General features: G+C 38.7%; 25 protein-coding genes. 6 read left to right on the plus strand and 19 right to left on the minus strand.

The window, feature by feature from the left end:
* Positions 1-41: 41 nt before the first annotated feature.
* Positions 42-1,217, plus strand: a complete 1,176-nt coding sequence (locus C1A05_RS14655) for a pyridoxal-phosphate-dependent aminotransferase family protein (RefSeq protein ID WP_102028999.1) — start codon at positions 42-44, stop codon at positions 1,215-1,217.
* Positions 1,207-2,793, plus strand: coding sequence for a phosphoglycerate dehydrogenase (gene serA / locus C1A05_RS14660; RefSeq protein WP_102029000.1), 1,587 nt, complete (start codon positions 1,207-1,209; stop codon positions 2,791-2,793). Before C1A05_RS14655 ends, serA begins: the two co-directional genes overlap by 11 nt.
* An 86-nt stretch (positions 2,794-2,879) precedes the next feature.
* Here the strand turns inward: serA and C1A05_RS14665 are convergent, their stop codons facing one another.
* From C1A05_RS14665 to C1A05_RS14730, 14 genes are all read right to left on the minus strand, one after another.
* Entirely contained in the window at positions 2,880-3,695 is an 816-nt protein-coding gene (locus C1A05_RS14665) for a histidinol-phosphatase (RefSeq protein ID WP_102029001.1), read from the minus strand.
* A 156-nt stretch (positions 3,696-3,851) separates the two neighbouring features.
* Positions 3,852-5,561, minus strand: coding sequence for an acyl-CoA dehydrogenase family protein (locus C1A05_RS14670; RefSeq protein WP_102029002.1), 1,710 nt, complete (start codon positions 5,559-5,561; stop codon positions 3,852-3,854).
* A gap of 18 nt (positions 5,562-5,579) precedes the next feature.
* A complete protein-coding gene (locus tag C1A05_RS14675; protein ID WP_234998583.1) occupies positions 5,580-6,035 on the minus strand; it encodes a GNAT family N-acetyltransferase in 456 nt (151 codons plus the stop codon).
* A gap of 107 nt (positions 6,036-6,142) precedes the next feature.
* Positions 6,143-6,883: a 2-phosphosulfolactate phosphatase gene (locus tag C1A05_RS14680; protein WP_102029003.1), complete on the minus strand. Its 741-nt coding sequence runs from the start codon at positions 6,881-6,883 to the stop codon at positions 6,143-6,145.
* Positions 6,884-6,895: 12 nt separating this feature from the next.
* Complete coding sequence (locus C1A05_RS14685; RefSeq protein WP_102029192.1) at positions 6,896-7,957, minus strand: phosphotransferase family protein; 1,062 nt, start codon at positions 7,955-7,957, stop codon at positions 6,896-6,898.
* Positions 7,958-7,968: 11 nt separating this feature from the next.
* A complete protein-coding gene (locus tag C1A05_RS14690; protein ID WP_102029004.1) occupies positions 7,969-8,388 on the minus strand; it encodes an acyl-CoA thioesterase in 420 nt (139 codons plus the stop codon).
* Positions 8,385-9,263, minus strand: a complete 879-nt coding sequence (locus C1A05_RS14695) for a 3-hydroxyacyl-CoA dehydrogenase family protein (protein WP_102029005.1) — start codon at positions 9,261-9,263, stop codon at positions 8,385-8,387. The genes C1A05_RS14690 and C1A05_RS14695 overlap by 4 nt, the downstream gene beginning before the upstream one ends.
* A 43-nt stretch (positions 9,264-9,306) precedes the next feature.
* Complete coding sequence (locus tag C1A05_RS14700) at positions 9,307-9,888, minus strand: TetR/AcrR family transcriptional regulator (RefSeq protein WP_102029006.1); 582 nt, start codon at positions 9,886-9,888, stop codon at positions 9,307-9,309.
* 22 nt (positions 9,889-9,910) lie between these two features.
* Entirely contained in the window at positions 9,911-11,512 is a 1,602-nt protein-coding gene (locus tag C1A05_RS14705; protein ID WP_102029007.1) for a long-chain-fatty-acid--CoA ligase, read from the minus strand.
* Positions 11,513-11,531: 19 nt separating this feature from the next.
* Positions 11,532-12,305 carry an SDR family oxidoreductase gene (locus tag C1A05_RS14710; RefSeq protein WP_102029008.1) on the minus strand — a complete coding sequence of 258 codons (774 nt, stop codon included), beginning with the start codon at positions 12,303-12,305 and terminating at the stop codon, positions 11,532-11,534.
* Between the two features lie 128 nt (positions 12,306-12,433).
* Positions 12,434-12,931, minus strand: a complete 498-nt coding sequence (locus tag C1A05_RS14715) for a DinB family protein (RefSeq protein ID WP_102029009.1) — start codon at positions 12,929-12,931, stop codon at positions 12,434-12,436.
* A 12-nt stretch (positions 12,932-12,943) separates the two neighbouring features.
* Positions 12,944-13,873 carry an alpha/beta hydrolase gene (locus C1A05_RS14720; RefSeq protein ID WP_102029010.1) on the minus strand — a complete coding sequence of 310 codons (930 nt, stop codon included), beginning with the start codon at positions 13,871-13,873 and terminating at the stop codon, positions 12,944-12,946.
* Positions 13,874-14,032: 159 nt separating this feature from the next.
* Positions 14,033-14,557, minus strand: coding sequence for a DoxX family protein (locus C1A05_RS14725; protein WP_102029011.1), 525 nt, complete (start codon positions 14,555-14,557; stop codon positions 14,033-14,035).
* 372 nt (positions 14,558-14,929) lie between these two features.
* A complete protein-coding gene (locus tag C1A05_RS14730) occupies positions 14,930-15,898 on the minus strand; it encodes an alpha/beta hydrolase (RefSeq protein WP_102029012.1) in 969 nt (322 codons plus the stop codon).
* A 210-nt stretch (positions 15,899-16,108) separates the two neighbouring features.
* Between C1A05_RS14730 and C1A05_RS14735 the strand changes: the two genes are divergently transcribed.
* The 3 genes from C1A05_RS14735 to C1A05_RS14745 all read left to right on the plus strand — a co-directional run bounded on the left by C1A05_RS14735 (position 16,109) and on the right by C1A05_RS14745 (position 20,650).
* The gene (locus tag C1A05_RS14735; RefSeq protein ID WP_102029013.1) at positions 16,109-17,209 is read left to right on the plus strand and encodes a M20 peptidase aminoacylase family protein; all 1,101 of its coding nucleotides are present in this window, start codon (positions 16,109-16,111) and stop codon (positions 17,207-17,209) included.
* A gap of 23 nt (positions 17,210-17,232) precedes the next feature.
* The gene (gene menC / locus C1A05_RS14740) at positions 17,233-18,345 is read left to right on the plus strand and encodes an o-succinylbenzoate synthase (protein ID WP_373419485.1); all 1,113 of its coding nucleotides are present in this window, start codon (positions 17,233-17,235) and stop codon (positions 18,343-18,345) included.
* Positions 18,346-18,643: 298 nt separating this feature from the next.
* The gene (locus C1A05_RS14745; RefSeq protein WP_102029014.1) at positions 18,644-20,650 is read left to right on the plus strand and encodes a putative bifunctional diguanylate cyclase/phosphodiesterase; all 2,007 of its coding nucleotides are present in this window, start codon (positions 18,644-18,646) and stop codon (positions 20,648-20,650) included.
* A gap of 244 nt (positions 20,651-20,894) precedes the next feature.
* Here C1A05_RS14745 and C1A05_RS14750 read toward each other — a convergent pair whose 3' ends face one another.
* The 4 genes from C1A05_RS14750 to C1A05_RS14765 form a co-directional block, all read right to left on the minus strand.
* Positions 20,895-21,938 (minus strand): hypothetical protein, encoded by a 1,044-nt coding sequence (locus C1A05_RS14750; RefSeq protein WP_102029015.1) that lies wholly within the window; start codon positions 21,936-21,938, stop codon positions 20,895-20,897.
* A 143-nt stretch (positions 21,939-22,081) separates the two neighbouring features.
* The gene (locus tag C1A05_RS14755) at positions 22,082-22,546 is read right to left on the minus strand and encodes a helix-hairpin-helix domain-containing protein (protein ID WP_102029016.1); all 465 of its coding nucleotides are present in this window, start codon (positions 22,544-22,546) and stop codon (positions 22,082-22,084) included.
* A complete protein-coding gene (locus tag C1A05_RS14760) occupies positions 22,543-23,226 on the minus strand; it encodes an HAD family hydrolase (RefSeq protein ID WP_102029017.1) in 684 nt (227 codons plus the stop codon). The genes C1A05_RS14755 and C1A05_RS14760 overlap by 4 nt, the downstream gene beginning before the upstream one ends.
* Positions 23,227-23,355: 129 nt before the next feature.
* Complete coding sequence (locus C1A05_RS14765; protein WP_102029018.1) at positions 23,356-24,006, minus strand: hypothetical protein; 651 nt, start codon at positions 24,004-24,006, stop codon at positions 23,356-23,358.
* Between the two features lie 322 nt (positions 24,007-24,328).
* Between C1A05_RS14765 and C1A05_RS14770 the strand changes: the two genes are divergently transcribed.
* The gene (locus tag C1A05_RS14770; RefSeq protein WP_102029019.1) at positions 24,329-25,225 is read left to right on the plus strand and encodes a 3-hydroxyacyl-CoA dehydrogenase; all 897 of its coding nucleotides are present in this window, start codon (positions 24,329-24,331) and stop codon (positions 25,223-25,225) included.
* Between the two features lie 325 nt (positions 25,226-25,550).
* Here the strand turns inward: C1A05_RS14770 and C1A05_RS14775 are convergent, their stop codons facing one another.
* Entirely contained in the window at positions 25,551-25,844 is a 294-nt protein-coding gene (locus C1A05_RS14775) for a hypothetical protein (RefSeq protein WP_102029020.1), read from the minus strand.
* Positions 25,845-25,848 lie beyond the last annotated feature (4 nt).

The following is a 25,848-nucleotide window of genomic DNA, read 5'->3' on the forward strand; positions in this document are numbered from 1 at the left end:
ATCTTTTTGGAAATGGTTCAAAAAAAGAGAGGAGTAGTGCGATGTTAAAAGATCAACACTTTTTACGAATACCTGGTCCGACGCCTATACCGCCTAGTGTAGAGCGTGCGATGACACAGCCGATGATTGGTCACCGAGGTCAAGAGACAAAGGAATTACTTGCACAGATTACACCGAAACTGAAAAACATCTTCGGAACAAAACAACAAGTAAATATCCTATCTGGAAGCGGGACTGCTGGTTTGGAGGCAGCTGTTGTCAATATAACAAAAGAAAATGATGATGTCCTTGTTATCGTAACAGGTTCCTTTGGCGACAGATTTGCAAAAATATGTAATGCCTACGGAAGAAATGTTCATACACTTGAAATAAACTGGGGAGATGCCGTTAATCCGGAGCAGGTAAAAACGTACCTTGAACAAAATCCATCCATTCAGACCGTCTTCCTCACGTATTGCGAAACGTCTACCGGTGTATTAAATCCTGTTCAAGCTATCGCAGAAATGGTCCATAAGGTTTCTGGGGCATTACTTGTAGTAGATGGGGTGTCCTGTGTCGGTGGTGTAGAGACTAGGATGGATGACTGGGGCATTGATGTCCTTGTTACGGGTTCCCAAAAAGCCATGATGCTACCACCAGGGCTCACGTTTGTTGCAGCCAGTGAACGAGCAAAGAAGGTCATGCGCACGAATCCACAAGCTCGATTCTATTTCAATTTACAAACCTATGAAGAGAAGCTCCAAGAAAATGCAACACCATACACTCCAGCAATTAGTTTACTATTCGGTTTGAAGCAAGTGTTGCACCTGCTTGAAGAAGAAACATTACTGGAGGTATACCGTCGTCATGTATTGATGCGCGATATGACGAGAGCAGCAATGAAGGCGCTACATATCCCATTGCTCACAGCAGATGATGACGCATCTCCTACCATCACATCGATTCAACCAACTGACTTTGATCCAGAACAATTACGCAATGTTGTGAAAGAAGAATTTGGTTTAACACTTGCAGGTGGCCAAAATCATTTAAAAGGAAAAATATTTCGAATTGGTCATATGGGCTACTGCTCCCCTGCTGATGTCCTACAAACCATTAGTTTACTAGAAGTGGGGCTAAAGAAAATTGGCAAGAATGTGGAGCTTGGTACAGGAACAGCTGCTGCTCAGGCTGTTTACATCAAATCAATTGGAAAGAAGGATGAAAATGACTTTTAACATATTCATTAGCGATTCCTTAAGTGAGGAAGGAATAGCCCCACTTAAACAAGCAGAAAACGTCCAGATTACTGTAAAAACGAATTTAACAGAGGAAGCACTGCTTCAAGAAATTGGGGAATACGATGCACTACTCGTTCGAAGCCAAACGCAAGTAACTAGAGCCGTTTTGGAAAAAGGGAAAAAGTTAAAGGTGGTAGGGCGTGCTGGTGTTGGTGTGGATAATATCGACCTAGATGCCGCAACAGAACACGGCGTTCTTGTTGTCAATGCTCCGGATGGAAATACAAATTCTGCTGCTGAACATACCATGGCGATGTTAATGTCTTTAGCTCGGAAAATCCCTCAAGCCTATTATTCTTTGAAGCAGCAAAAATGGGATCGAAAATCATATGTAGGTGTAGAGTTAAAAGGAAAAACATTAGGAATCGTTGGTCTAGGTAGAATTGGAGCAGAGGTAGCTTATCGTGCTAAAGGGCAACGTTTAAAAGTATTAGCATATGACCCCTTTTTAACTGAGGAAAAAGCCGAGAAAATGGGGATTCAATACGCCACTTTAGAAGAAGTATTACAGCAATCCGACTTCATTACTGTTCACACACCGTTATTAAAAGCGACAAAGCATATTATTAATAAAGCAGCTTTTGATCAAATGAAGCCAGGTGTACAGATTATTAATTGTGCCCGTGGTGGAATTATTGATGAAGACGCTTTGTTCCAAGCAATTGTTCATAAAAAAGTAGCAGGTGCTGCATTGGATGTGTTTGAAGAAGAGCCAATCCAAAACTTTTCCTTACTCGAATTACCGGAAGTAATTGCAACTCCCCATCTTGGTGCGAGCACTATCGAAGCACAGGAAAATGTTGCGATTGATGTCAGTCTTGATGTGCTGACTATCCTAAATGGAGGGCCTGCCAAAAATCCAGTGAACCTTCCATCTTTACCAGCAGAAATTATGAATCGAATTCGACCTTATTTTAATCTATCCGAAAAGCTTGGAAGCTTCGTTGCCAACCTAGTGAAGGATCCAATTGAAGAAGTTACCGTTTATTTCGCAGGAGAGCTTAACAAATGGGATGTTTCTCCTTTAACGCGCAACACGGTAAAAGGGCTGCTAAAGCTTCATTTAGGTGATCATGTCAACGATGTCAATGCGCCTTATTTTGCGAATAAAAAAGGGATAACAGTAAATGAGCAAAAAACATCCTCTAGCAAAGGCTTTACAAATCTGGTAACAGTAGAAATTAAGACGAAAACTGGATCCGCTACCGTTGCTGGTACACAGTTAAATGGATTGGGAACCCGGATTGTAAAAGTTGATTCCTATAGTATTGATGTAATACCATCTGGAAATTTAATCTTAATTCGGCACAAAGACCAACCTGGTGCGATTGGTCGCGTAGGAAGCTTGCTTGCCCAATTTGACGTAAATATTGCTACGATGCAGGTAGGTCGTTCTGATGTAGGTGGAGATGCGATTATGATGCTAACCGTTGACCGTCCTGTGGAAGAAAATGTTTTGAAAGAATTGAAAGCTCTTGCGGATATTTACCAGGTTATCCCGATAGAATTGTAAAAAGGAAACCCCAGTTTACGTATGAAACTGGGGTTTCTATTTTATGAATCCATTAGTAATGTAAAGCTACCGATTCCTAAATAGGTTCACCCTAAAGGATAACTCATCCTATTTCCACTTGAAAAAACGTGCACTTCTTTATATCCTACAGACTTTGCTAGCGCAATGCTCTGATCATATTGAAAACCAACGTGCTTCGGGGCATGGGCATCCGAGCTTAATACAATCCCCACATTTGCCTCATAGCATTTTTGGAGTAAAATAGGGTCTGGATAAATCTCCCCAACAGGCTTTCGTAATCCTGCCGTACTAATTTCGATACATGTGCCTGACTTCGAAAGCGCTTCTACTGCACGATCGTATTGTTGTTCCACAAAATGTTGATCATCTGGTTTATAGTTGAAGATTTTAATTAAATCAATATGGCCTACAAAGCTAAATAATTTGGACTCAGCAAGCGTTACAATCTGGTCAAAATATTGCTCGTATGCCTCATATATATCACGTTTTTCATATTCTTTCCGATGGATGGCAAGATCAATTCCCCAATCTCCAATCCAATGTACCGAACCAATAACGTAGTCAAAAGGATACGATTTAATAAACGCTTCCATTTCCGAATGCTTTCCAGGTGTATAGTCCATCTCAATTCCCATCTTCACCTGTAATCCTGCTTTTTTCGCTTCTTTAAACATGTTCCAATAATCTTGAAAATGGAGCACTCGTCTATTTTCAATCCATGGGTTGGATATAATGTTCTTTGTTTCATAGAACATATAAGCATGCTCAGATATTCCAAGCTCTTCAATGCCTTCTTCTCTGGCTTTTTGAATATATTTCTGTAGATAGTCGATTGAGAATTCTCCTGTTTCAATCATATGTACATGATAATCTGTTCGCATAATATCCCTTCCCTCGTTTCTTTTCCCTATTATAACGTTGTTCCTAATCCCATTCATCCTATTTTTAAAAAATTCAGGTTTATTTCGACTATTTTCTCCATATAAAAAAATACCTAAACCATAAATCTTGATTTAGGCATCTTCATTCCGATATAGTCAAACGGTTTCCGCTATTTTTCGATTACGCTGAACCGCTTCTGAAAACGAATAGGATAATAAAACACTAAAAATTTGATTCCTCATCGGGTCATCCTTTGCAATGAGCGCATCCATTAAAAATTTAGCATTTACAAGAACCTGATTTAACGTATCCTCCAATAATGTTTCCATTAATAACGCGCCTTTTTCCTTGTTCACTTGCTTTCGATTCCTTAATACAACAGACTCTGCAGCATATAAATCAATGGCTATATTGGCAAGCTTCACTAGCACCTCTTGCTCATTCCCCATTTCCATGCCAAATTTTCTACGAGCATACTCTGTCAATACTAAATAGATAGAACGAATATCTTCTATTATTGTTAACTCCCTGTCCCTAGTACGATTTGTATTTTGTAATCGATGAAATGCCTGCTCAACAGCACGCTCGTAAGGTAGCTCTCCTTTTAGGGATTTTTTCAAAAATTGTCCGGTTAGCAAGAGACGATTAATCTCATTCGTCCCCTCGAAAATACGATTGATCCGGGAATCCCGATACACTTGTTCAATAGGATATTCGCTAATAAACCCTGCTCCGCCATGAAGTTGAAGTCCTTCATCAGCTACATATCCTAATGTTTCGGATCCATACACTTTACAAATTGCGCACTCCATTGCATATTCAGACATTCCTGTACGAACCTTTTCCCAATCCCTTTCCTCATCTAGTCCTTTTAACGCCTCTTCAATCAAATATGCTGTTCGATATTGCAACGATTCCGCAGCATATATACGGGCCTTCATTCGTGCTATTTTTTCCTTCGTTAAACCAAATTCAGATAGAGTTTTTCCGAATTGTTTTCTTTCTGAAATGTGGTTCAACGTTAAGGATAGGGCTTGCTTTGCTCCACCTGTACAAGCAGACCCTAAGTTGAATCTTCCTAAATTTAAAACAGTAAAGGCAATAATATGACCTTTGCCAATTTCACCGAGCACATTCTCTACCGGAACCTCACAATTTTCCAAAATAACCGATCGTGTAGAGGAGCCTTTAATCCCCATTTTCTTCTCTTCTGGACCAAGTGATAGCCCTGGAAAACCTTTCTCCACAATAAATGCGGTAAAATGTTCCCCATTCACCTTTGCATACACAATAAACGTGTCCGAAAAAGAAGCATTCGTAATATAAATTTTTGTACCGTTTAATAGATAATGAGTTCCCGATTCATTTAAGGCTGCAGTTGTTTTTCCGGCCATGGCATCTGAACCTGCATCTGGCTCGGTTAAGCAGTATGCACCGATATATTCGCCACTTGCTAGCTTTGGCAAATATTTTTGCTTTTGCTCAGGCGTTCCATAATAGGTAATCGGCAGAGTCGCAATACAAGTATGATTGGAATGTGCAACTCCATAGCTACCAGTCCTCCCCACTGCTTCCCCAACAATTCCCTTGCTTACCTTGTCAAGCCCAAGCCCGCCATAGGCTTCTGGAATACTATGTGCAAGTAAACCAAGCTCACCAGCCTTTTTCATCAAAGTCGCAACAACCTCATACCCGTGATGTTCTATTTCGTTACGCTTATGTACTACTTCTTTCTGCACAAATTGTTCCGCTGTCTTTTGAATCATTTTATGTTCATCGGTAAAATCCTCTGGAAAAAACGCTTGGTTTTCCGATATTTGCTCGATTAAAAAAGCTCCACCTTTTACGGAAACTGTACTTGTCATCCAACTGCCTCCTTGAATTTATTTGTGCTCTCGATTCCATTCTAGTATTAAATCTAGTAACCTTTCTTCATTTTCATGGCCTTTACCAACAATTTGAAAACCATGCTTTTGATAGAATTTTTGCGCCTTTTTGTTTACATCAAAGGTATATAACCTCAATCTTCCACTCGAATACTGCTTGGCTCTTTGGAGTAACGTTTCCCCGATTCCTTTTCGTTGGTAATCAACATGCACATAAAGCTGGCTAATTTCTTTTTTACTATAAGCAATCATTCCGACGACTTTATCGTGAATAAATGCCAATTCAACCTTGTAATACTTTGGTAATATCCAATTTAGAAAATAGACATGGTCCTCGAATCGATGCTTTTCCTTTTGTCCTATGGCTCGTTCTTTACTAGTACGCCACATGGTCACTGTTTCTTCCGCAAAATCAGGATGGTAGTTTTTAATAAGGATTTGCTGTTTGATCACAATTCTTCTCCTTAACCTACTTATTTTTCAGTTAAAAAATAGGAAGCCTAAATCGTTAGATGATTTAGGCTGCTTTGATGTCAATCTCTCTAGCATCCTATCCATTTTCATTCGACAAAATTCGGGGAGTGACAGGCACTCACAATCGAGCCATTTGGTTGTAATATTGGTACTACATTTTCTTGGTCTGTTGCTGCTACATATTCTACATCTTTAATGAGTCCGTGCTGGATGAGAGATTTTCCAACAGAGGTCTCCTTCAAAAGTGGTAGGATGTCCTTGCGCTTGCTTTCATACAAATACATTGCTCCCCGTGCAGAATCGGTTAATTCGAATGCATCAAGATTCATGAAGTGATGAATGAGATGACCTGCTCCTATATAGTCTTCTAAATTAAACCGCCCAGAGGAACCAGCACAGACGATAATTATATCTTCTTTAGACGAAATTATAGAATGCGCAACTGCTTTGTTATTTAATAGAGACGAAGCATAAATTCGCTTCGCTTTATGGCATTTTCGTAGGGCGACCGTTCCATTTGTTGTGGATAGTATGAATGGTTTATCCCAAACTAATGGACGCACTAAAGTTGGACTTGGAATAAGAAAGTCCTTTATCGGTAAGCCTTGGCTTTCCCCTACAAGTCGATAGTCTCGTCTCGGATATTCCTTTGCCTTTCGAAGCGCTTCTCGTTCATTCAAAACCGGATACACTTCCGTTGCGCCCTCAGCTAACAAAAAGGTGATAAAGGAGGTTGCCATTAACACATCAAAAACGATAGCATGCTTCCCTGTTAATTTGTTCGGATTGAGATCTTCTTTTTTCAAAATGACATTAATTTTTCTCAAATTTCTCGTCCTTTACATTCCTTTTTTGGCAATTTCGTTGGCATAGGAAATTAGTATTGCAGTGGCCATATGAAACTGTGCAAATCGTTTATCTTTTGTTTGACCATTTTTATATCGGAAATAAATTTGTTGCACAATAACAGCTAATTTAAAGTATGCAAACGTAACATAATAGGATAGGTTTGATAAATCTCTACCTGTATATTCTGCGTATTTCTGAGCAAATTCCCTCCGTGAATAAAATCCACTTTTTGTCGTTATTGGCGGTTTTCCAAAGGCTTGCTTAAAAAAGTCCGGATCCGAATCCTCAACCCAATAGCTAAGGGTTACACCTAAGTCAGCTAATGGATCTCCTACTGTCGTCATTTCCCAGTCAAATAATCCTGTCATTTCGGTTAGATCATTTGGATTGAACATCGCATTGTTGCATTTATAATCGTAATGGATAATAGAGGATTCAGAATTGACAGGTATGTGATGAAGCAGCCATTTTTTCAGTTGTGCAAATTGTGGTACCTCATCGGTTTTGACCTTCTCATATCGCTTTATCCAACTCTGGACTTGACGCTCCATAAATCCTTCTGGCTTCGTCATGTTTACAAGGTCTGTTTTCGAGTAGTCAATCTGATGTAGGTCTACTAGTGTTTTTACCATCGTATCGGAAATGATACGACCATTCTCTTTCGTTGCCGCAACTTCCCCTGGATATTCCGAATCAAAGACAACTCCTTTTCTTCTTTCCATAAGGAAAAACGCTGAGCCTATAATCGATTCGTCTTCTTCGTAAACATATGGTTTTGGTGCGAGAGGAAATTTTGCGTGAATGGCTTGTAAAATAGCAGATTCTCGCTTCATGTCATGAGCTTTAGCAGCTACTGGGCCAAGTGGTGGTCTTCTCAAAACCGCTTCCCAGTCTCCTATTTTTAATAAATACGTTAAATTCGAATGGCCTGAAGGGAATTGCTCAACGAAAAGGTCTTCAGCTGGAACATCTGTAATCTTATTTCGTATGTAAGCACTAAGGCGCTCCACATTTAGCTCTTCACCAGTACGGACAGGTATCGTATCTTTTATTTCGCTTGCGGTCACGCTCTTTCCTCCTTCCATTCATTCGAAGTATAATATTGTTCTAGTTTCCATCTCATGTCATCTGGTATTACAGTTGGGCATTGCTTTTGAAAATCAAAATGTACAACGACTGCCTTTCCAGTAGCAATAAGTCCTCGCTCGTTTTGGACTTGATGTTCTATATGAAAGCTTGAGTTTCCGATTTTCCAAACGGATGTTTGAATTGTAAGTACTTCATCAAAATAAGCTTGTTGCTTAAAGTCACAGGAGGTAGAAGCGAGAATAAAATCCCACTCCTCCATATTTAACGGCATTCCAAGCTCACGAAAAAATTCAACACGGGCTTCTTCCAAGTAAATAAAATAACTAATGTTACTTACATGCCCTAATCCGTCTGTTTCACATGCACGAACTTTCACCTTTATTTCATGCTTCAACTCGTCTCCACCCCTTTTTTGCTGTAGTCATACCAGCCTTTTCCGGTTTTTCGACCGAGATGACCTTCCTTCACCTTTTCCTGTAGTGATTTTGCCGGCTTATCCTTCGGGTCGCCTGTTTCTTTATAGAGTTCTAGATTGGCATAATACCCAACATCAATACCGGATAAGTCCATAATTTCAAATGGTCCAAGTGGATGGGCTAATGCTTTTTTCGCAACCATATCGATATCTTTAAAATCGGCATAGCCTTGTTCATACAATCGAATGGCTTCATTGGAAATAGCAAACAATAAACGGTTTGCGATAAAGCCGTATATTTCTTTTTCCATTAAAACTGGATAACGACCGATGTTGTTACAATATTCCATAACAGCTGCAATCGTTTCATCTGAAGTCTTTTCATTGCGCACAACCTCAATACAATCCATGACAAGAGGTGGAAAGAAATAATGCATATTGCATACTTTATCTGGACGACTCGTTACCTCAGCTAGCTTTGAGCTTACAATCGTGGAGCTGTTGGTCGCTAAAATTGTCTTTTTTGGTGCAAATTGATCTAGCTGTTGAAACACTTCTTGTTTAATTTCTAGTTTTTCCACCACTGCCTCTATCACTAAATCTGCGTCAACAGCTGCTTCCTCCATACTTGTAGTGACGTACAAATTTCGAAAAGCCACATCCTTCTGTTCCTGCGTGAGTTTGTTTTTGTCTACCCACTCCTGCATTCTTTTCTCTAGCTGATCCTTTGCTTTCTTTAATGCATGCTCGTTTATATCTTGTAATGTTGTTTGAAAACCATTCAAGGCTGATAGCATTGCAATTTGGTGCCCCATGGATCCTGCTCCAATAACAGCCACTTTTTTGATTCCCATACCTTCTCCCCCTTATGCAAAAGTATCGCAAATAGGGAGGTAGTCATCCTCCCTTATTTGCTTCCTGTTCAATTCCGGTATAAATCATGTTTATGAACATATCGGCGATTTCAGTATCTAAATATTTCCCACCGGGCTGAAACCATTGATAGCTCCAATTACACGCTCCTAATATGCCTAAGCTTATGATGTCCGGCTCTAAATCTTTTTTGAATGCACCACTGTCCATTCCTTCTCGCAACACGTTTTCAAAAGCATGACGAACTTGATTTCGCTTTGCACGGACTTCTTTCATATGCTCATCCTTTAAATGGCGGAACTCCCGAAAGAACACACGGGCTTGATCTCCATTCGGAATAATATTCATGAATAGCATACGAATTAAGGCACGAAGCTTATCTTTATTGGTTAACTGTTTATTTTGCATAATTTCAGCTTGCTGCAGCAATAAGTGATCAATGTATTTCGTGTGAATCATCATTAGTACTTGCTCTTTACTAGAAAAGTAATAATAAAACGTGCCTTTCGTTACACCTAATTCCTCGACAATTTCTTGAATCGACGTCTCCCGAAACCCTTTTTGCTCGAAAAGCTGGGTACATGTTGCAATGATTTGCTCCTTCATCTACTCCTCCCACACTTTTCCTTTATACTAGCTCTTCTCTTACTTTCCGACGTAAAATTTTCCCGACATTCGTTTTTGGTAATTCTGTTCGAAATTCCACTTGACGAGGTACTTTGTAGGCAGCCATCTTCTCACGACAATAGGTAATGATTTCCTCCTCTGTCGCCGTGGTCCCATCTTTTAATACAAGTACAGCTTTAACCGTTTCCCCACGGTATTCATCCGGCACCCCAACCACCACTGCTTCCAGAACAGATGGGTGTGTGTACAATACTTCCTCTACATCGCTTGGGTAGACATTGTAACCACTTGCTATGATCAAGTCTTTTTTGCGATCGACGATGTAGACGTATCCCTCTTCGTCCATACGGGCGATATCACCAGTAAACAGCCAACCATCCCGTAACGTATTCATCGTTTCATCTGGCATGTTCCAATATCCCTTCATCACTTGTGGCCCACGAATAATCAGTTCTCCAATTTCTCCTGGTGGCACTTCTTTTGAGCCATCCGCAAGATCCACCACTTTATATTCCGTGGAAGGAAAACCAATACCAATACTGCCTGGTTTCCTCTCTGCAAAAGCTGGATTACAGTGCGTAATTGGAGAAGCCTCGGATAGACCATATCCTTCTAAAATGGTCGCCCCTGTCTTTTCTTCAAAGGAACGCATTAACTCCCCAGGCATTGGTGCACTTCCACTATTACAAATGCGAATACTATCAATGCCATATTCCTCTGCTTTCGGATGAGCATTAATGGCCACATACATGGTTGGCACACCTGGGAAGGAGGTCGGTTGTAAACGTTTAATCGTTTGTAGAACTTCTTCTAAGTCGAATTTTGGAAGTAAAATATTCATGGAGCCTGTATATATGGATAGGTTCATGCCTGCTGTCATGCCAAACACATGGAAGAGAGGAATTACTGTGAGATACTTTTCTTGACCAAATTCAATTTCATCGGAAAAAAACTCGTAGGCTTGAAGTGTGTTGGCAACAATATTTCGATGGGTCAACATTGCTCCTTTCGAGCGCCCAGTAGTTCCACCCGTATATTGAAGAACCGCAATATCTTCTTTTGGATTAATTTCTACTGGTGTTGGAGGCTTTGTTGCTTGCTTTACATAATCGGTAAATTCGATAGCTAAATTATCTTCCCCAGGTTGTTCTCCAAGACTTACTTGAATAACCTGCTTTACGGACGTATTATCCAAAATTTGATTTAATACAGGTAGTAATGCCTTATAGATTACAATGGTTTCTGCACCAGAATCGTTTAATATATGCTCCAGTTCACCACCCACTAGCATCGGATTCACTTGCGTAACTGTACCTCCTGCTTGTAATATTCCGTAGTAGCTAGCTACATATTGAGGACAGTTCGGAAGCATAATTGCAACTCGATCCCCTTTTTTCAAACCGTTGTCTTGCAGTACCGATGCGAATGCACCAACTTGTTTTCCTAATTCTACATACGTAAATTCATGACCATAAAAATGAATTGCCTTTTTATCACCAAATTGTCCAATGCTTTGTGCTAACATATCATACACGGTCATGCTTGGAATCTCTAAATCCTTTTTAATATGTGCTGGGTAATGCTTTTCCCAAACCTTCTCCATATAAATTCCCCTTTCTTATTTAACTTGCACTCATTCCACCATCAACTGGAATAATCGCACCTGTTATGTAACTAGAAGCTTCAGACGCTAAAAATAAGGCTACCCCTCGAATTTCTTCCTCTCGGCCTAACCTTCTTAACGGCGTGAGTTCCGATACGATTCCGCCTCCTTGCTCCAACACTCCCTTCGACATTTTTGTTGGGATAAACCCTGGTGCAACTGCATTGACATTTATGTTATACTGCCCCCATTTTGCACTTAAGTCCTTTGTAAAGGTGTTGATAGCGCCTTTACTTGCATTGTAGCCAATTGCGTCCATGACACGCGGGTCTACACCTTTTGAACCAGCAATGGAGGAAATGTTGATGATTTTACCACTTTTTTGTTCTACCATATGCTTGCCTACTTCTTGAGACATTAAGAATGTACCTGTTACATTTACATTCATTACTTTATACCAGGCTTCGAGTGGCATCTCCAATACTTTTGCCCCCCATGAGGCACCACTGTTATTAACTAAAATATCAACTTTTCCAAACCTCTCCATCGTTTTCTCTACCGCGTTTTTCACTTGCTTTGGATCTGTTACATCACACGCAATGGCTAGGCCTTCTCCACCTAATGCTTCGGTTTCCTTTACTACTTCTTCACAGGCATCTATTTTACGAGAACAAACCATTACCTTTGCCCCAGCCTCCGCATAAGCAAGCGCTATTTGTCGCCCTAGTCCGCGACCACCACCTGTAACAATCGCGACCTTCCCTTCTAAACGAAATAGCGTTTCAATACTCATTCGACAAAACCTCCTAAATTATGATAGCGCTTTCATTTTTATGTTATTAAAATACTAACCAGTTGGTATGTTACGCATAAATCCATTATAACAAACTATTCTGAATTTTTAAAAGTTTTATATGTTATTTAATTCCATTCTATTAATCTTTCTTTCACTTCTTTTATCTGCTCCAAATGTCTCTGCTCGTGAAAACCAATAAATTCTACCCACTGCTTTAGATTCAAATCACCAAAAACCATATGTGGCATAGATTTAGATTGTAGCGTTTCTTCATCTACTCCAGCAATAGCTTGTAGCAATGCATCCCTTGACCCATCTAGCTTCCTTTTCATAGCAATTAGAGGAACAAAATCATTGGATGGTATCGAAAAAGCAGGTGCATCCACTCTTTTTTTCCGGATTGGGGTTAAATGAATTGGCTTTTCCTCTGTTTGTTTACCATGCTCTTTCTCCACTTCTTTTGCAAGCCCTTTTGCAACTGATTTTTCAATTAAATAAAGGTGCTCTAACACTTGCATAATAGACCATGTGCCCTCTTCAACAACGAAGTTCAATTGTTGATCGGATAGATTTTCTACTGCAGCCAGCAATTCCTCTCTTGCTTTCGAAATAAATTCCTTCATCGCAATCCTCCTTTAATCCCTATTTATATGTATGAGTATCCATTCTAAAATATCCTTCATCACTTCTTCTCGGTTGAGCTCATTTAGTATTTCGTGCCTTGCACCAGGGTATAATTTATAGGTAATGTCTGTTATTCCTATCCTTTGAAAACCTTTATAAACCTCTTTCACGCCTTTTCCGTAATTGCCTACCGGATCTTTATCACCAGCAATGAGAAAAATAGGCAAGTCTATTGGCGTACGTTTTCTGTTTTCCATGCGATGAATCACTTCGAGACCATCTAGTAAATCATAGAAAAAACCAGTAGAGCAAACAAAACCACAAAATGGGTCATTTATATAGTTATCTATTTCTTTTCTATCTCTCGTTAACCAATCAAAATCAGTTTGAGCTGGATTAAACTTTTTATTGTAATTACCAAAGGTGAGTTTATTTAGTTTTTCACTGGCAGTTTGGGCTCCGACTTTTTTGATTTCTCGCTTTGCTAGGTATTTTCCAACCTTTCCAATAAAACCTGGATCTCCACCTGTACCCGATAGAATTAGTCCTGTCAGTACATCACCATATTTTTGAACATAGCGCCTAGATAAGAAGGAACCCATGCTGTGACCGAAGAGAATGATTGGTATATTGGGGTGCTTTTCTTGAATGATTGTTGTCAATTGATACAAATCCTCCATAACAGTCTCAAATCCATCTTTATCCGCAAAATAACCTATTGAATTGGCAGCCTCCCCAGTTTTTCCGTGACCACGATGGTCGTTTCCATACACAATAATTTGCTGATCATTTAAAAATTGAGCAAACGCATCATATCTTCCCATATGCTCCGCCATCCCGTGTGCAATTTGAACGATTGCTTTTGGATTTTGGACAGAAACCCAACTTCGGGCATGTATTTCAGTTCCATCTACACCCTTATATGTAAATGCATTAGACATTGCTATTTCCTCCTTTCTTTAAGTATTCGAGAGATGGCGGGATTATCCTTGTGAGAATCAAGTAAATTTTTTGTATTTAAAGTTATTGGCTTATAAAGAATGACAGCATAAAATAAACCACTGGCAAATATATATTGCCAGTGGTGTAAAGCATTTCTATTAAGCTACTGCTACGTTCTTTTTGTTTCCTTTTTTTCTATTAGTAAAAGTGATCTTATGGTTGCGTAGGAATGGTAATACCCAACGGTCTAAACCGTATTTACCTGCATTGCTGCCTGCAACGATTAAGAAAATGGTTAGTAAAATCATTTGTCCATTTGTGCTAACTGTTCCACTGAATAGGAATGCAAAATTCATTGTAATTGCCATTAATGCTGCAAAGTTTGTAAATAATCCTAAGATAAGTGCTAAACCTACTAGAATTTCACCCCACATAACGAGGAAGCTGAAAATTTCTGCATTTGGAAGGGCAACTGCTTCTAGAAATGCTGCCCACCAGCCTTGAACTGCTGGATGCTCCCCACCTGCACCAGCAATAGCGCCCTGGATAAATCCACTTGCATCAAAACCACCACTTGTTAGTTTGCCAATACCACCTGTGATCCATGTGTAGCCAAGATAAATTCGGATGAATGCCAATACTCCTGCAATGATATTATTGTTACGGATAAATGTATTAAACATGTAAAACACTCCTTTTAGCATTTTTTGTTTTTTTGAAAGTTTGTTCACTATTTCACATATGTGAGTTTGAAAGGTTTTTGTTTTCCTTTCTATGTCTAGATAATAGCATGGGATGATTCTGAATAACATAACTTTGCTCACCTTTTCACATTCTTGCAATAAACTTTTGTCGGATTTGTGAATTGTGTTTGGAGTTGTTGACAAAGTTGATGATGACAAGAATGTCGCCAAGAGGATACGTAAAGAGTGATACGTTACGGATTCGAGGTCGGGGCCAAGTAATAAGACTTTCCTTTTCTTATTCCTGTTTGTCCCATTGCAAAGAAAAAGCAGACTAAGCTCTTATACTCAATCTACTCTTCATTAATTAACCTATTCAGTTACATACTTTTTCAAAAATTTATCTAACTCCTCATAATACGCTTCTTCGTGCAATACAACGGACTCTCCATGATTGGAATCTGGATAGGTCACATAATATGCATCGCTTTTCGTATTTTCAAAGAGTTTCTTTGACATTCTGGTAGGGACAAAGGTATCTGCTTCTCCATGTATGTAGAGGATCGGCACTTCTGCCTTTTTCACTTGATCAAGTGCAGAGGCTTCCTGGAAGGAGTAATCAGCCTTCCATTTTGTTACTAGGCTTGTCGTCGGTAAAATTGGGAAATCTGGCAAATGGAACATGCGCTCCATTTGATAGTCAAATAAATCGTAAACACTAGTGTAAGGACTATCGGATACAATCGCCTTTACATTCGAAGGAAGCTCCTCACCACTTGCCATTGCAACAGTCGCTCCACCCATAGATAAGCCATGTAAGACAATCTCTGTTTCCGGACCTAAATATTCAATGACTTTATTCGTCCAATCGATTAAATCGATACGATCATGCCAGCCAAATCCGATGTAATCCCCTTCACTATCTCCATGACCACGCATATCAAAGATCAACATATTATAGCCGAGCTCATCATAATAATGCTGCCCAAATAGCCCCATATCTGTCGCTCGTCCAAGATAACCATGTGCAAAAACAACCGTCTTAGCTGTAGGCTCCTTTGCCTCTAAAAAATAGCCTTTTAACGTTAAGCCATCAAAGGTTTCCATTTTCCAAGTTTCAAAGTTTTGCTCTCGCACCCAGTCCCGCCAGTCCCCTTTCGTAAAAGTATCCATGGCTTCTGCGGAAACTTCTAAATCTTCATTCCCTTGGAGAAAATCCTTAACATTACGCTCAACAGCTAAGTCATAAAAGTAAAAACTAACCACAACATTAACGATGCATACTATAGTAATAAGACCAATTGAAATATATAGCCAACGTTTTCTTTTTTTTCGTTTCATTCCTTTCGCTCCATTCCTGATGTTATAGTTCTATTATACTAAAATTTCCGACAATTAAAAACACTCATTTCTGGGAATGAAAGGGAGAATTTGGCGATTAGGCTTCATTTTTTCATAGACAACTTGTTGTGTGCTATAGTACTAAAAAAGTGTTTTCTTAAAAACGAGAAACTGGGGCAGAGTCCAAGCTGTTCTGGAAGGAGTTTAACAATGAAAGCATCCTTAGAAGAGGTTTTTCAATATTTGCATGACCATGCAGAGATTAGCTGGAAGGAGCATCATACAACCGACTACATTCGATCTCTATTTAAAAAGGAAAATTGTAGAATTAAAGCGTTTGACGATATCACTGGACTTATTATCGAAATCGGTAGTGGTAAACCAGTTGTTGCGCTTCGTGCAGATATGGATGCCCTTTGGCAAGAAGTAGATGGGGTATTTCAAGCAAATCATTCGTGTGGCCATGATGCTCATATGACCATTGCAATTGGAGTATTGTGGCATTTCCTGGAACATAAACCACCTTTTGAAGGGACAATCCGCTTTCTATTCCAACCTGCTGAGGAGAAAGGTACAGGTGCATTAGCACTTGTGGAAAAAGGAATAATGGACGATGTTGATTATTTGTTTGGGATGCACTTAAGACCAATTCAAGAATTAGAGCATGGCTATTTTGCACCAGCTATTCGTCATGGAGCAGTTCGCTTTGTAGAAGGACAAATTACAGGAGAAGATGCCCATGGTGCAAGACCCCATTTAAATGCAAATGCCATTTTAATTGGGACCGAGCTTTTTCAACATATAAACAACATTCACCTAGACCCGAAAATACCATATTCCGTTAAAATGACGGCGTTTCATGCTGGTGGTAAAAATGCAAATATCATCCCAGGAAATGCAGCCTTTTCATTAGACTTACGTGCTCAAACGAATGATATAATGGAACAATTAATGAAGCATGTTGAAAAAATAGCATCCATGCTAGCAGACTATCACGATGTTGAAATTGATTTAAAGGTAAGCTCGGATGTCGCCGCTGCTGTACTTCATGATTCTGCAACGAACATCATGAAAGAAGCAATTATAGAGTGTGTTGGAGCAGATATGCTTACAGATGTAATCACGTCAACAGGCGGGGATGACTTTCACTTTTATTCAATCAAACGGCCCCACGTCAATGCAACAATGCTAGCAATAGGGTGTGATTTACAGCCTGGTTTACACCATCCAAATATGACATTTAACCATGCTGCCATTCCACCATCAGTGCGCATTTTAACGAAAGCAATTGAAAAAGCGTTGAAGCAGTAACATGAGGAGGCAATACCGTGTCAATAGCGATAGAAAGGATCAATCTCTATAAAGCAAATATGCGACTAAAAAATCCTTTTCAGACAAGTTTTGGAGTTATGCAAGAGAAAGAGTTTTTTGTAATAGAAGCAATAGACCATGACGGCAATCGTGGTTACGGGGAATCTGTAGCCTTTCGTTCCCCATGGTATACAGAGGAAACGGTCAAAACGACGGAGCATATGCTAGAGGATTTTCTCATTCCAATTTTACAAAAAAGCGAGATTGATCATCCAAATGATGTGTTTCGGCTTTTCCGGCCAATAAAACGGAACAATATGGCAAAGGCCTCTATTGAAGGTGCTATATGGGATTTATACGCAAAACAACAAAATATCCCGCTCGCAAAAGCAATTGGTGGGGAAAAAACAACAATTGAAGTAGGCATTAGCATTGGACTCCAACCTACCATTAAGGAACTACTAGACAAAATAGAAGCCGCGTTAGCAACAGGGTATAAACGAATCAAATTAAAAATAAAACCAGGCCAAGATATCGAAATGCTCAAAGAGGTTCGCCAACATTTCCCAGTAACACCTATTATGGTAGATGCAAACTCTGCCTACACGTTAGAGGATGTTGACCATTTGAGAAAATTGGACGCGTTTCAATTAATGATGATCGAGCAACCATTAGCACATGACGATATTGTAGACCACGCATTTTTACAAAAGAAGATCGAAACACCCATCTGTTTAGATGAAAGTATTAACTCTCTGGACGATGCCAAAAGAGCAATTCAACTCGGCAGCTGTAAAGTAATCAATATAAAAATTGGACGAGTTGGTGGTATTTATGAGGCCAAAAGAATCCATGACTATTGTAAAGAAATGGGTGTTGATGTTTGGTGTGGTGGGATGTTAGAAGCTGGCATCGGACGCGCCCATAACATCGCTTTAACAACTCTATCTAATTTTACGCTACCAGGAGACACAGCAGGATCATCTAATTATTGGTACGAGGATATTATTCAACCAGAGGTAATTGTAGAGCAAGGTCTTATCCAGGTTCCTACCAAGCCTGGCATTGGATTTGATGTAAAGGAAGAATCCTTGAACCGGTTTACTTCATCTAGTAAAACGTTTACTTTTAACTAGTGATGTCAGAAATTATAAAACGCCTCCACCTCCCTAATTTATACAATCCGAATGCGGAAAATTCGATCCCGTTTTCGGGTTGTATAACGTTTTAACATGTGAAACTACTTAACAATTCCTCCCCATTACGCTCTAGCGAAAAATAAATTTCGAAATAAACTTCTCTAATTTTTGAGACACTTATCCCAATCTTTTTTTACTATCAACCGCACAAATATAGAAATACCAGCCATGTAATGATAAACTGATATAGACAAAAATTGACAAGAAATTTATTAACTCATATAGGGTGAAAAGAATGTTAAAAAGGAAAATTCAAATACCACTTTTTGTCTGGGTTTTTGGTGTTGTTCTTCTCGGCTTATCTGTTTGGCTAGAATATACATCATCTACTAATACAAATATAATCTGGGTATTAAATCTGATTACTGTATCCTTCATCGCTTATTACTCAGGAATAGCTGGGGGCATCATAGCACTATTTGTCGTATTGTTCCTTCGTATTGGCGTTAGTTTAGATACCATCGTTGGTCTAACCTTTGATGAACTAGTTTCTGCACTCATTTTAAATATTTTTTTATTTATATTTACCATTACCATTGGTTATATGGCAGGCAAATTAAAAACAAATGAAGGAAAAATAAAACAGATTTTTAACAATAATGATATTACCTTTTGGACTAGAAACCTAATTAATGGAGAGATGTCCGTTAGTAAAGGTAATGCGGATATTCTCGGATTATCCAGAGCTGATTTTGAAAAGGATCCAAATGTATGGTTTAAGGTGATTCATCCTGATGATAAATCCATACTAAAAAATGCAATGAATCAACAAAGCGCAGGCAAAAGAACGAAAAGCGTGTACCGGATTGTTCGGGATGGAGAAGTGCGTTGGGTAGAAGACCGGGCAACGCCAACTGTAAATAAAAAAGGAGAAGTTGTTAGCGTTGACGGTGTCATATTTGATGTAACCTCCCAAAAGATTGCGGAAGAAAAAATGAATAAAATGGCATATCATGATTCGTTAACGGATCTACCAAATCGAAATTGGTTCCAAATCTATTTAAACTCTACTATTCTAGTTGCAGAAAAAAATCAAACCCCTATTGCAATCATGTTTATTGATTTTGATAATTTTAAACGTGTAAATGATACTTTAGGTCATAATGCTGGAGATACGTTATTAAAGCAAATTGCCAAGCGTCTACAGACTTGTATTCGCAAAGGCGATATAGTCAGTCGACAAGGCGGAGATGAATTTTTAGTATTAATTGAAAATGCAAGTAAAGCAGAAGTCGAAGAAATTGCACAGCGCATTATTAAAGAAATGAATTATCCATACACGGTAAACGGGACTGAGATATTTGCAACCCCTAGTATTGGAATTAGCTTTTATCCAGATGGGGCTGACACAGCAGAAGCTTTAATTGAAAAGGCAGATTTCGCGATGTACCTTGCAAAAGAGCGAGGGAAAAACAATTATCAATTTTACAACGATGAACTAAACCAAAAAATGAAGCGACGATTGATGCTCGAAACGAGACTTCATAAGGCGATTGAACGAAATGAGTTATCCGTGCACTACCAGCCGCAAATTGATATTGTTTCAGGTCGTTTAGCCGGTGCAGAAGCGTTATTACGTTGGCAAACAGACTTTGGGAATATAAGACCTGATGAGTTCATTCCAATTGCGGAGGAAACAGGAATGATTATTCCAATTGGAGAATGGGTATTAAAAGAAGCCTGCCGTCATTCCAAGGTTTTTAAAGAGAAGGGCATGTCTTATTTTCCAATTTCCGTTAACATTTCAACAAAGCAATTAATGAATCCTAATTTCATTCGTAATCTAAAGCAAATTATATTTGAGGAGGGTGTTAGCCCTAGCATACTGACACTTGAAATTACGGAGTCTGCCTTACTCTTTTATGAGGATGCGAAGAAAAACATTCTCGAGCTTCGTAAGTTAGGTGTAGGGATTTCCATTGACGATTTCGGTGTCGGATATTCTTCTTTAAGCATGATTAAAAACATTGAAATCGACGAGCTAAAAATCGATCAATCCTTTTTAAATGATGCATTAGAAAATAAGCGCGTTCGCTCCTTGCTAGAAACCATTATTTTAATCGGGAAGAATTTAGAGGCAAAGGTTGTTGTAGAAGGCATTGAAACAGCGGAACAATTAGAAATGCTCATGAGTCAAAATGTGTTTGGACAAGGATACTTTTATAGCCGTCCGCTACCGATAGATGAATTCGAAAAATGGTATTATGCGTTTTATGAAAGACAACAGGGACGAGAAGATTAATCTTCTCGTCCCTGTTTTTTGTTTATTTATCGTTGATTCGTGAGTATTCAATGGTTTATTGACAATATTCATATAGATAAGGCCATATTTCCCTACTATTGAGAAATAATTCAATAAAATGATGTTCGATTCATGCAGTTCGTTTAGATAATTCAACATAATCATGCTCGATTCATGCAGTTCACCTAATTAATTCAACATAATCATGCTTGATTCATGCAGTTCATCTAATTAATTCAATATACTAGGACCCAGCTTGGATGGTTATTCGTTGTTCAATTTCTTTATGATCATCTGCTTGCTTTACAAAATCCCCTGCTAAGTTTTCTCCTGTTTCTCCGTAGGTTTCTAATACAAGTGGACCTTGATCTCCATGGGTTGGATCTACTGTAAGAACAATTTCATATTCTGTTAGATTTTTAATACGACTATCTTGCTCCGGATCTTTTATATACAATACGGCAGAACCGTCTGGATTTGTATAAGCTGAACCACTAAAGCCTGTTGTAATGTAGTTTGGAATAGCGGCTTTCGCACTTACATATGTACCGTCTACTAGATTACTAGTAAGATTTACAACAACGTATTCGCCTTGTTTTTTCACAGTCGGATCCATTAAAACGTTTGAATCTCCAAGTTCGTCGGAAGCTGTCCATTCAGGCTCTTCAATGGTAATCTGTTGTTCAGAGTCATCGATTATCACTATTGTTGTATAAGATGCTTTTTTGGCTACAGTATCAGCATCGGGGTCTATCCTTACAAATGGCCCGCTAATGTTGCTACCATAATGCTCCTTAATTTCATCGATTTGATCATCAACATCAAAGTGCAGTTCCAACATCGTTAAGCCTTCTAAGTCAGACGGAAGCTCTTGTTCTAATTCAAATGTACCATTCGCTTCTACTCTTGTTGTCGACCAACCACCAATTAACACGCCGTCGACTACATCTGCAGAGAAGGTAAGCTGTGAGTCTGGCAAAAGATTTGTTTGTCCTTTGACAATGACCGTTTTGTCAACAATGGAAAACTCCCCGTCGAACCAAACTTCCATCTCCCCTTGATCTTCAGGGGCGGGTGTATCTTCTACCTTAAATGAAACTTCCTCGGATTCCTCTTCTATTGCCTCTTCTTTTACATCCTCTGCTGTTGTAGAATCTGAGGTTTCCTCTTCACTCTTATTTTCTTCCACTTCTGGAATTTCATTTGATTTTTCATCACTGTTCTCTTCATCGTTATTACAAGCTACTAAAAACACAGATAATAATAGTACTACTAAAAATGCCCTCATTGAATCCACCAACTCCTAAGTAATTAGTCTCTACTAAAATAGTAATAACTAAATTTTAGGATAACAACAGGACGTTATACCCCTTTCCAATTGATCGCGTGGCTCTTGTGTGACTTTCGAACTAATAAACCATGAAATAATTGTTAGGCTTCACTCTCATACCATGCTTTTGATGGTCTTGTCCTTGGATAACCGTGTACACTTCGAAAAGCTTTTCGTTCCTCTGTAAAGTGAAACCACTGCTTGTTACTGTCTGGATGGTTAGCATAGTGGATTACACATCGTAATTGATCCTCAACACATGGGTCTGTCCACACCCCAAGTGCTACTTCAAGCTCGTCTAATAGCTTTGCTCCATCTTTCTCTTTCATTTCTCTAAGACTATATATACGAAGGTGATATACAATTTTCTCTGCTAGCTTCAATCCAATGGAAGGCACTTGTTGAAAATCCGCTAGCCCTATTAATTCATTAGCTCTCTGTATTGTCCCGTTTAATACACTTGCCAGTTCAGCAGGTTCAAATTTATGGATGTCCTGAAATTTTATTTTAGCCTTTCGTAGTAAACTCCGTTCTACTTCTATTAAAGGCAATTTCGGATTTTTCATTTTGGTAATCTCCTATCTTTTAACGGTAAAATGGATAAAAGCTCAGCTAAATCATGAATAATAAAATCAGCATCTGGATGCGTATCACCAACACGATTTGGACGTTTCCACACACTAATCATCCCTACACGTTTAGATGCTATTACATCATTTTCTAAATGGTCTCCTACATATATGCTTTCCTCTGGTTGAACACCCAACCTTTGGAGAGCACTTATAAATATTTTGGGATTTGGCTTTTTTATTCCTTCTGACTCCGATACGAGGATGGTGTGAAAATAGTTTTTTATTCCCAACGCGTCTATGTTCTCTACTTGAAAAGGATTCCTTCCATTCGTAATCATTCCTAAAAAAAGGGATTCTTTTCTTAAGGCCTTTAAAACAGAAATTAGGCTTGGGAATGGAACACAATAGTTCTTAAATTCTAGTAAATAATCCTGTAATAGAAATTCCAAGCTTACATCTTCCATTATAAATTCCTCAATCATCAGGGAATATACTTTATCCTTCCATACATAGCCGTTACAATCTAGCTCGATAAACCTTTTCGTATAGGACTCTTTTGGAATATGTGATAAATGTTTCCGAAGACGTTCATACTGATGATCAATAAATCTTTCCAGCGATATTTCTCGATTTAGTAACGTTCCATCTAGATCGAACAAGACGGCTTTTATCATTGCTTCCCCTGCTTCACACATTTTTTTTGATTTTTCTTATTTTTTTACAATGTATCATGATTTTAATTATTTCTCCATTAAAAAAGAAGCTCCTCATTCCGTTTTGGAATAGAGCTTCTTCGATAGGGGTTATTTGTATTTCTCCTCAACAATTATATAAACATAATGAATATTTCCATCTTTGTTATAAACGGAAACGTCATGGACTCCTTCTGCGTGGGCTTTTGTTACAAAGTCATTTAGGGAAATGATGCCGCTTTCTAAACCAAGCTCATTTAATAATTCATTAATGGTTGCTTTATCATACGCAATAGCATCTGCAGGTGTATACGTAACCCGCTGTGCAGTTCCTTCGATATACAGAATTTCGAATGTTCCTTTTTGATAAATTGTTTGGACTGCAGGTACAGTTGTTTCCGTTCCAGATAATCGAAAATCCGTTTCTTCCCTACTTTCCGGCTCACCTAAAACTTCATTGACTTTTGATTCCTTTTTCCCAATAATTTCACTAACAGCTGGGAGGTCACTCGTAACCGTATCCCTTTTCGTATCGTCCTCTGAATGTATTTCAGATTCGGTTGGCTCATCTTCTTCATCTGTTAGTTGATTATCAATCATGTCGCCCTGTTTTGCTAGCTGTTGTTCCACCGTTTGTTTGCGCGTATCTACCTCTCCATCATCCGTTTCTTCTTCACCACCAAAAATGATCCATATTACGGCAATTACGATAACAAGCCATAGCCACCACTTTTTATAAAACGGTCGTTTCTCCTCGTTCAATTTTAAGTCCTCCCTATTATATGAGACCTCAGGAGTGAAGATTTTCCTGTTACTCTTCGTTTATTATCCAAATGCTTTCGTCCGGTATCTACCAAGGAAGATAAATATTTTAAAATAGAGTCTTACGAAACAGTTGCACCCAGATGTGCATACATATATTCTGCAAGTTTAACCAAAAATAAAGTAATGATACCTGGTGAACAAAGAAGTGCGATCTCAGGATTTATTCACTAGGCATATCTGTTCATTTTTTGTACCAATTGTGTAATAATAGAGTGGAAATATATTATTATATCGAGATAACTTTCAAAGGGGGATTATAATGAACTACAAAAATGTTACAGTAGCTGGTAGTGGGGTTTTAGGCAGTCAGATTGCTTACCAAACTGCTTTTAAAGGATTTAATGTCTCTGTTTATGATATTAGCGATGAAGCAATCCAAGCAGCTCAGGAAAGAATTCAGAAGTTAAAGCCAAGATATCAAAAAGATTTAGGTGCAACAGAGGAAGAAGTAAATGCTGCATATGAGCGCATGTCCTTCTATAGTGATTTAGGTGAAGCTGTACGTAATGCTGACCTTGTGATTGAGGCAGTACCTGAGGTAGTAAAGATTAAAACGGAATTTTATCACAACTTAGCAAAGGTTGCTCCTGAGGATACGATTTTTGCTACAAACTCGTCCACTTTATTACCAAGTCAATTCGCAGAGGCTACTGGCCGTCCTGAGAAGTTTTTAGCACTACATTTTGCAAATGAAATATGGAACAACAATACTGCAGAAGTAATGAAACATCCTGGAACAAATATGGACGTATTTAACGATGTGATTGAATTTGCAAAAGCCATTGGAATGGTTCCTCTACCATTACATAAAGAACAGCCTGGTTATATTTTGAACTCGTTATTAGTTCCATTTTTGGAGGCTGGACAAAAATTATTACTGAAAGGAATTGCAGATCCAGCAACAATCGATAAAACATGGATGATTGCAACTGGTGCTCCAAAAGGTCCTTTCGCCATTTTAGATATTGTTGGAATTACAACCGCTTATAACATTGCATATGGTAAAGGCGAAGCAGGTATTGAAGAATCCAAACAGCTCGCTGAAATGCTGAAGAAAGAGTATATTGATAAAGGCAAGCTTGGAGTTGCAACTGGCGAAGGATTCTATAAGTACCCAAACCCAGCTTATGAGGATCCTGAATTTTTAAAAGGATAATTTCAAAATAAAGAAAAAAATCATCTCTTCTATGTATCTTCACATAAGAGATGATTTTTTGTTGTTATTGTTTTTTTATCGGAGTACAAACAGCATATATGCTATTTGTAGGATCCGTCATATTTACTTCTATAATCTTCGTATCACCTATTTTTGATTCATGTACAATCGTCTTTTTCATCATACTTTCTTCCTTCCCTACAAATTTCACACACAATAAATACTATATGTAGGAAGTTTAGTCATGTGCACTATTTTTGATATAGTATTAAAAAATGCTTCATAGGTCCTATCTGGAGAAAAAGGACAGAAACCTGTCCTTTTTTTAAGGCTGCACCTCATCATCCATTGCATTTAAATTCGTAATTGCTCTCTCCATTGTATGCTGTAGCTCCTCTACCCGAAGTTGTGCCTCTATTAAAGGTTGACTAGAGCTACCGCTTCCATTTATCGCTTTCCCTCGAGCATGCTGAATTCGATGTTGAACATCACGTAATTGATGTTGTAACTGCTGAATTTCTCGTGGGTCCGCACTGTTTTTCGCTTCTTGTACAGCATGTTCTAACTCTTTGGATAAATGATATAACTCATGAATTTCATGATCGTTTTGAATAGGCATATCC

The organism is Salirhabdus sp. Marseille-P4669, assembly GCF_900240405.1.
Taxonomy (GTDB): Bacteria; Bacillota; Bacilli; order Bacillales; family Alkalibacillaceae; genus OEQK01.

Excerpts from the sequence above, each read along its gene's own strand:
- C1A05_RS14655 (WP_102028999.1), top strand. The coding sequence starts at position 42 with ATGTTAAAAGATCAACACTTTTTACGAATACCTGGTCCGACGCCTATA.
- serA (WP_102029000.1), top strand. The coding sequence starts at position 1,207 with ATGACTTTTAACATATTCATTAGCGATTCCTTAAGTGAGGAAGGAATA.
- C1A05_RS14665 (WP_102029001.1), bottom strand. The coding sequence starts at position 3,695 with ATGCGAACAGATTATCATGTACATATGATTGAAACAGGAGAATTCTCA.
- C1A05_RS14670 (WP_102029002.1), bottom strand. The coding sequence starts at position 5,561 with ATGACAAGTACAGTTTCCGTAAAAGGTGGAGCTTTTTTAATCGAGCAA.
- C1A05_RS14695 (WP_102029005.1), bottom strand. The coding sequence starts at position 9,263 with ATGGGAATCAAAAAAGTGGCTGTTATTGGAGCAGGATCCATGGGGCAC.
- C1A05_RS14700 (WP_102029006.1), bottom strand. The coding sequence starts at position 9,888 with ATGAAGGAGCAAATCATTGCAACATGTACCCAGCTTTTCGAGCAAAAA.
- C1A05_RS14705 (WP_102029007.1), bottom strand. The coding sequence starts at position 11,512 with ATGGAGAAGGTTTGGGAAAAGCATTACCCAGCACATATTAAAAAGGAT.
- C1A05_RS14710 (WP_102029008.1), bottom strand. The coding sequence starts at position 12,305 with ATGAGTATTGAAACGCTATTTCGTTTAGAAGGGAAGGTCGCGATTGTT.
- C1A05_RS14715 (WP_102029009.1), bottom strand. The coding sequence starts at position 12,931 with ATGAAGGAATTTATTTCGAAAGCAAGAGAGGAATTGCTGGCTGCAGTA.
- C1A05_RS14720 (WP_102029010.1), bottom strand. The coding sequence starts at position 13,873 with ATGTCTAATGCATTTACATATAAGGGTGTAGATGGAACTGAAATACAT.
- C1A05_RS14725 (WP_102029011.1), bottom strand. The coding sequence starts at position 14,557 with ATGTTTAATACATTTATCCGTAACAATAATATCATTGCAGGAGTATTG.
- C1A05_RS14730 (WP_102029012.1), bottom strand. The coding sequence starts at position 15,898 with ATGAAACGAAAAAAAAGAAAACGTTGGCTATATATTTCAATTGGTCTT.
- C1A05_RS14735 (WP_102029013.1), top strand. The coding sequence starts at position 16,109 with ATGAAAGCATCCTTAGAAGAGGTTTTTCAATATTTGCATGACCATGCA.
- C1A05_RS14745 (WP_102029014.1), top strand. The coding sequence starts at position 18,644 with ATGTTAAAAAGGAAAATTCAAATACCACTTTTTGTCTGGGTTTTTGGT.
- C1A05_RS14750 (WP_102029015.1), bottom strand. The coding sequence starts at position 21,938 with ATGAGGGCATTTTTAGTAGTACTATTATTATCTGTGTTTTTAGTAGCT.
- C1A05_RS14755 (WP_102029016.1), bottom strand. The coding sequence starts at position 22,546 with ATGAAAAATCCGAAATTGCCTTTAATAGAAGTAGAACGGAGTTTACTA.
- C1A05_RS14760 (WP_102029017.1), bottom strand. The coding sequence starts at position 23,226 with ATGATAAAAGCCGTCTTGTTCGATCTAGATGGAACGTTACTAAATCGA.
- C1A05_RS14770 (WP_102029019.1), top strand. The coding sequence starts at position 24,329 with ATGAACTACAAAAATGTTACAGTAGCTGGTAGTGGGGTTTTAGGCAGT.
- C1A05_RS14775 (WP_102029020.1), bottom strand. The coding sequence starts at position 25,844 with ATGCCTATTCAAAACGATCATGAAATTCATGAGTTATATCATTTATCC.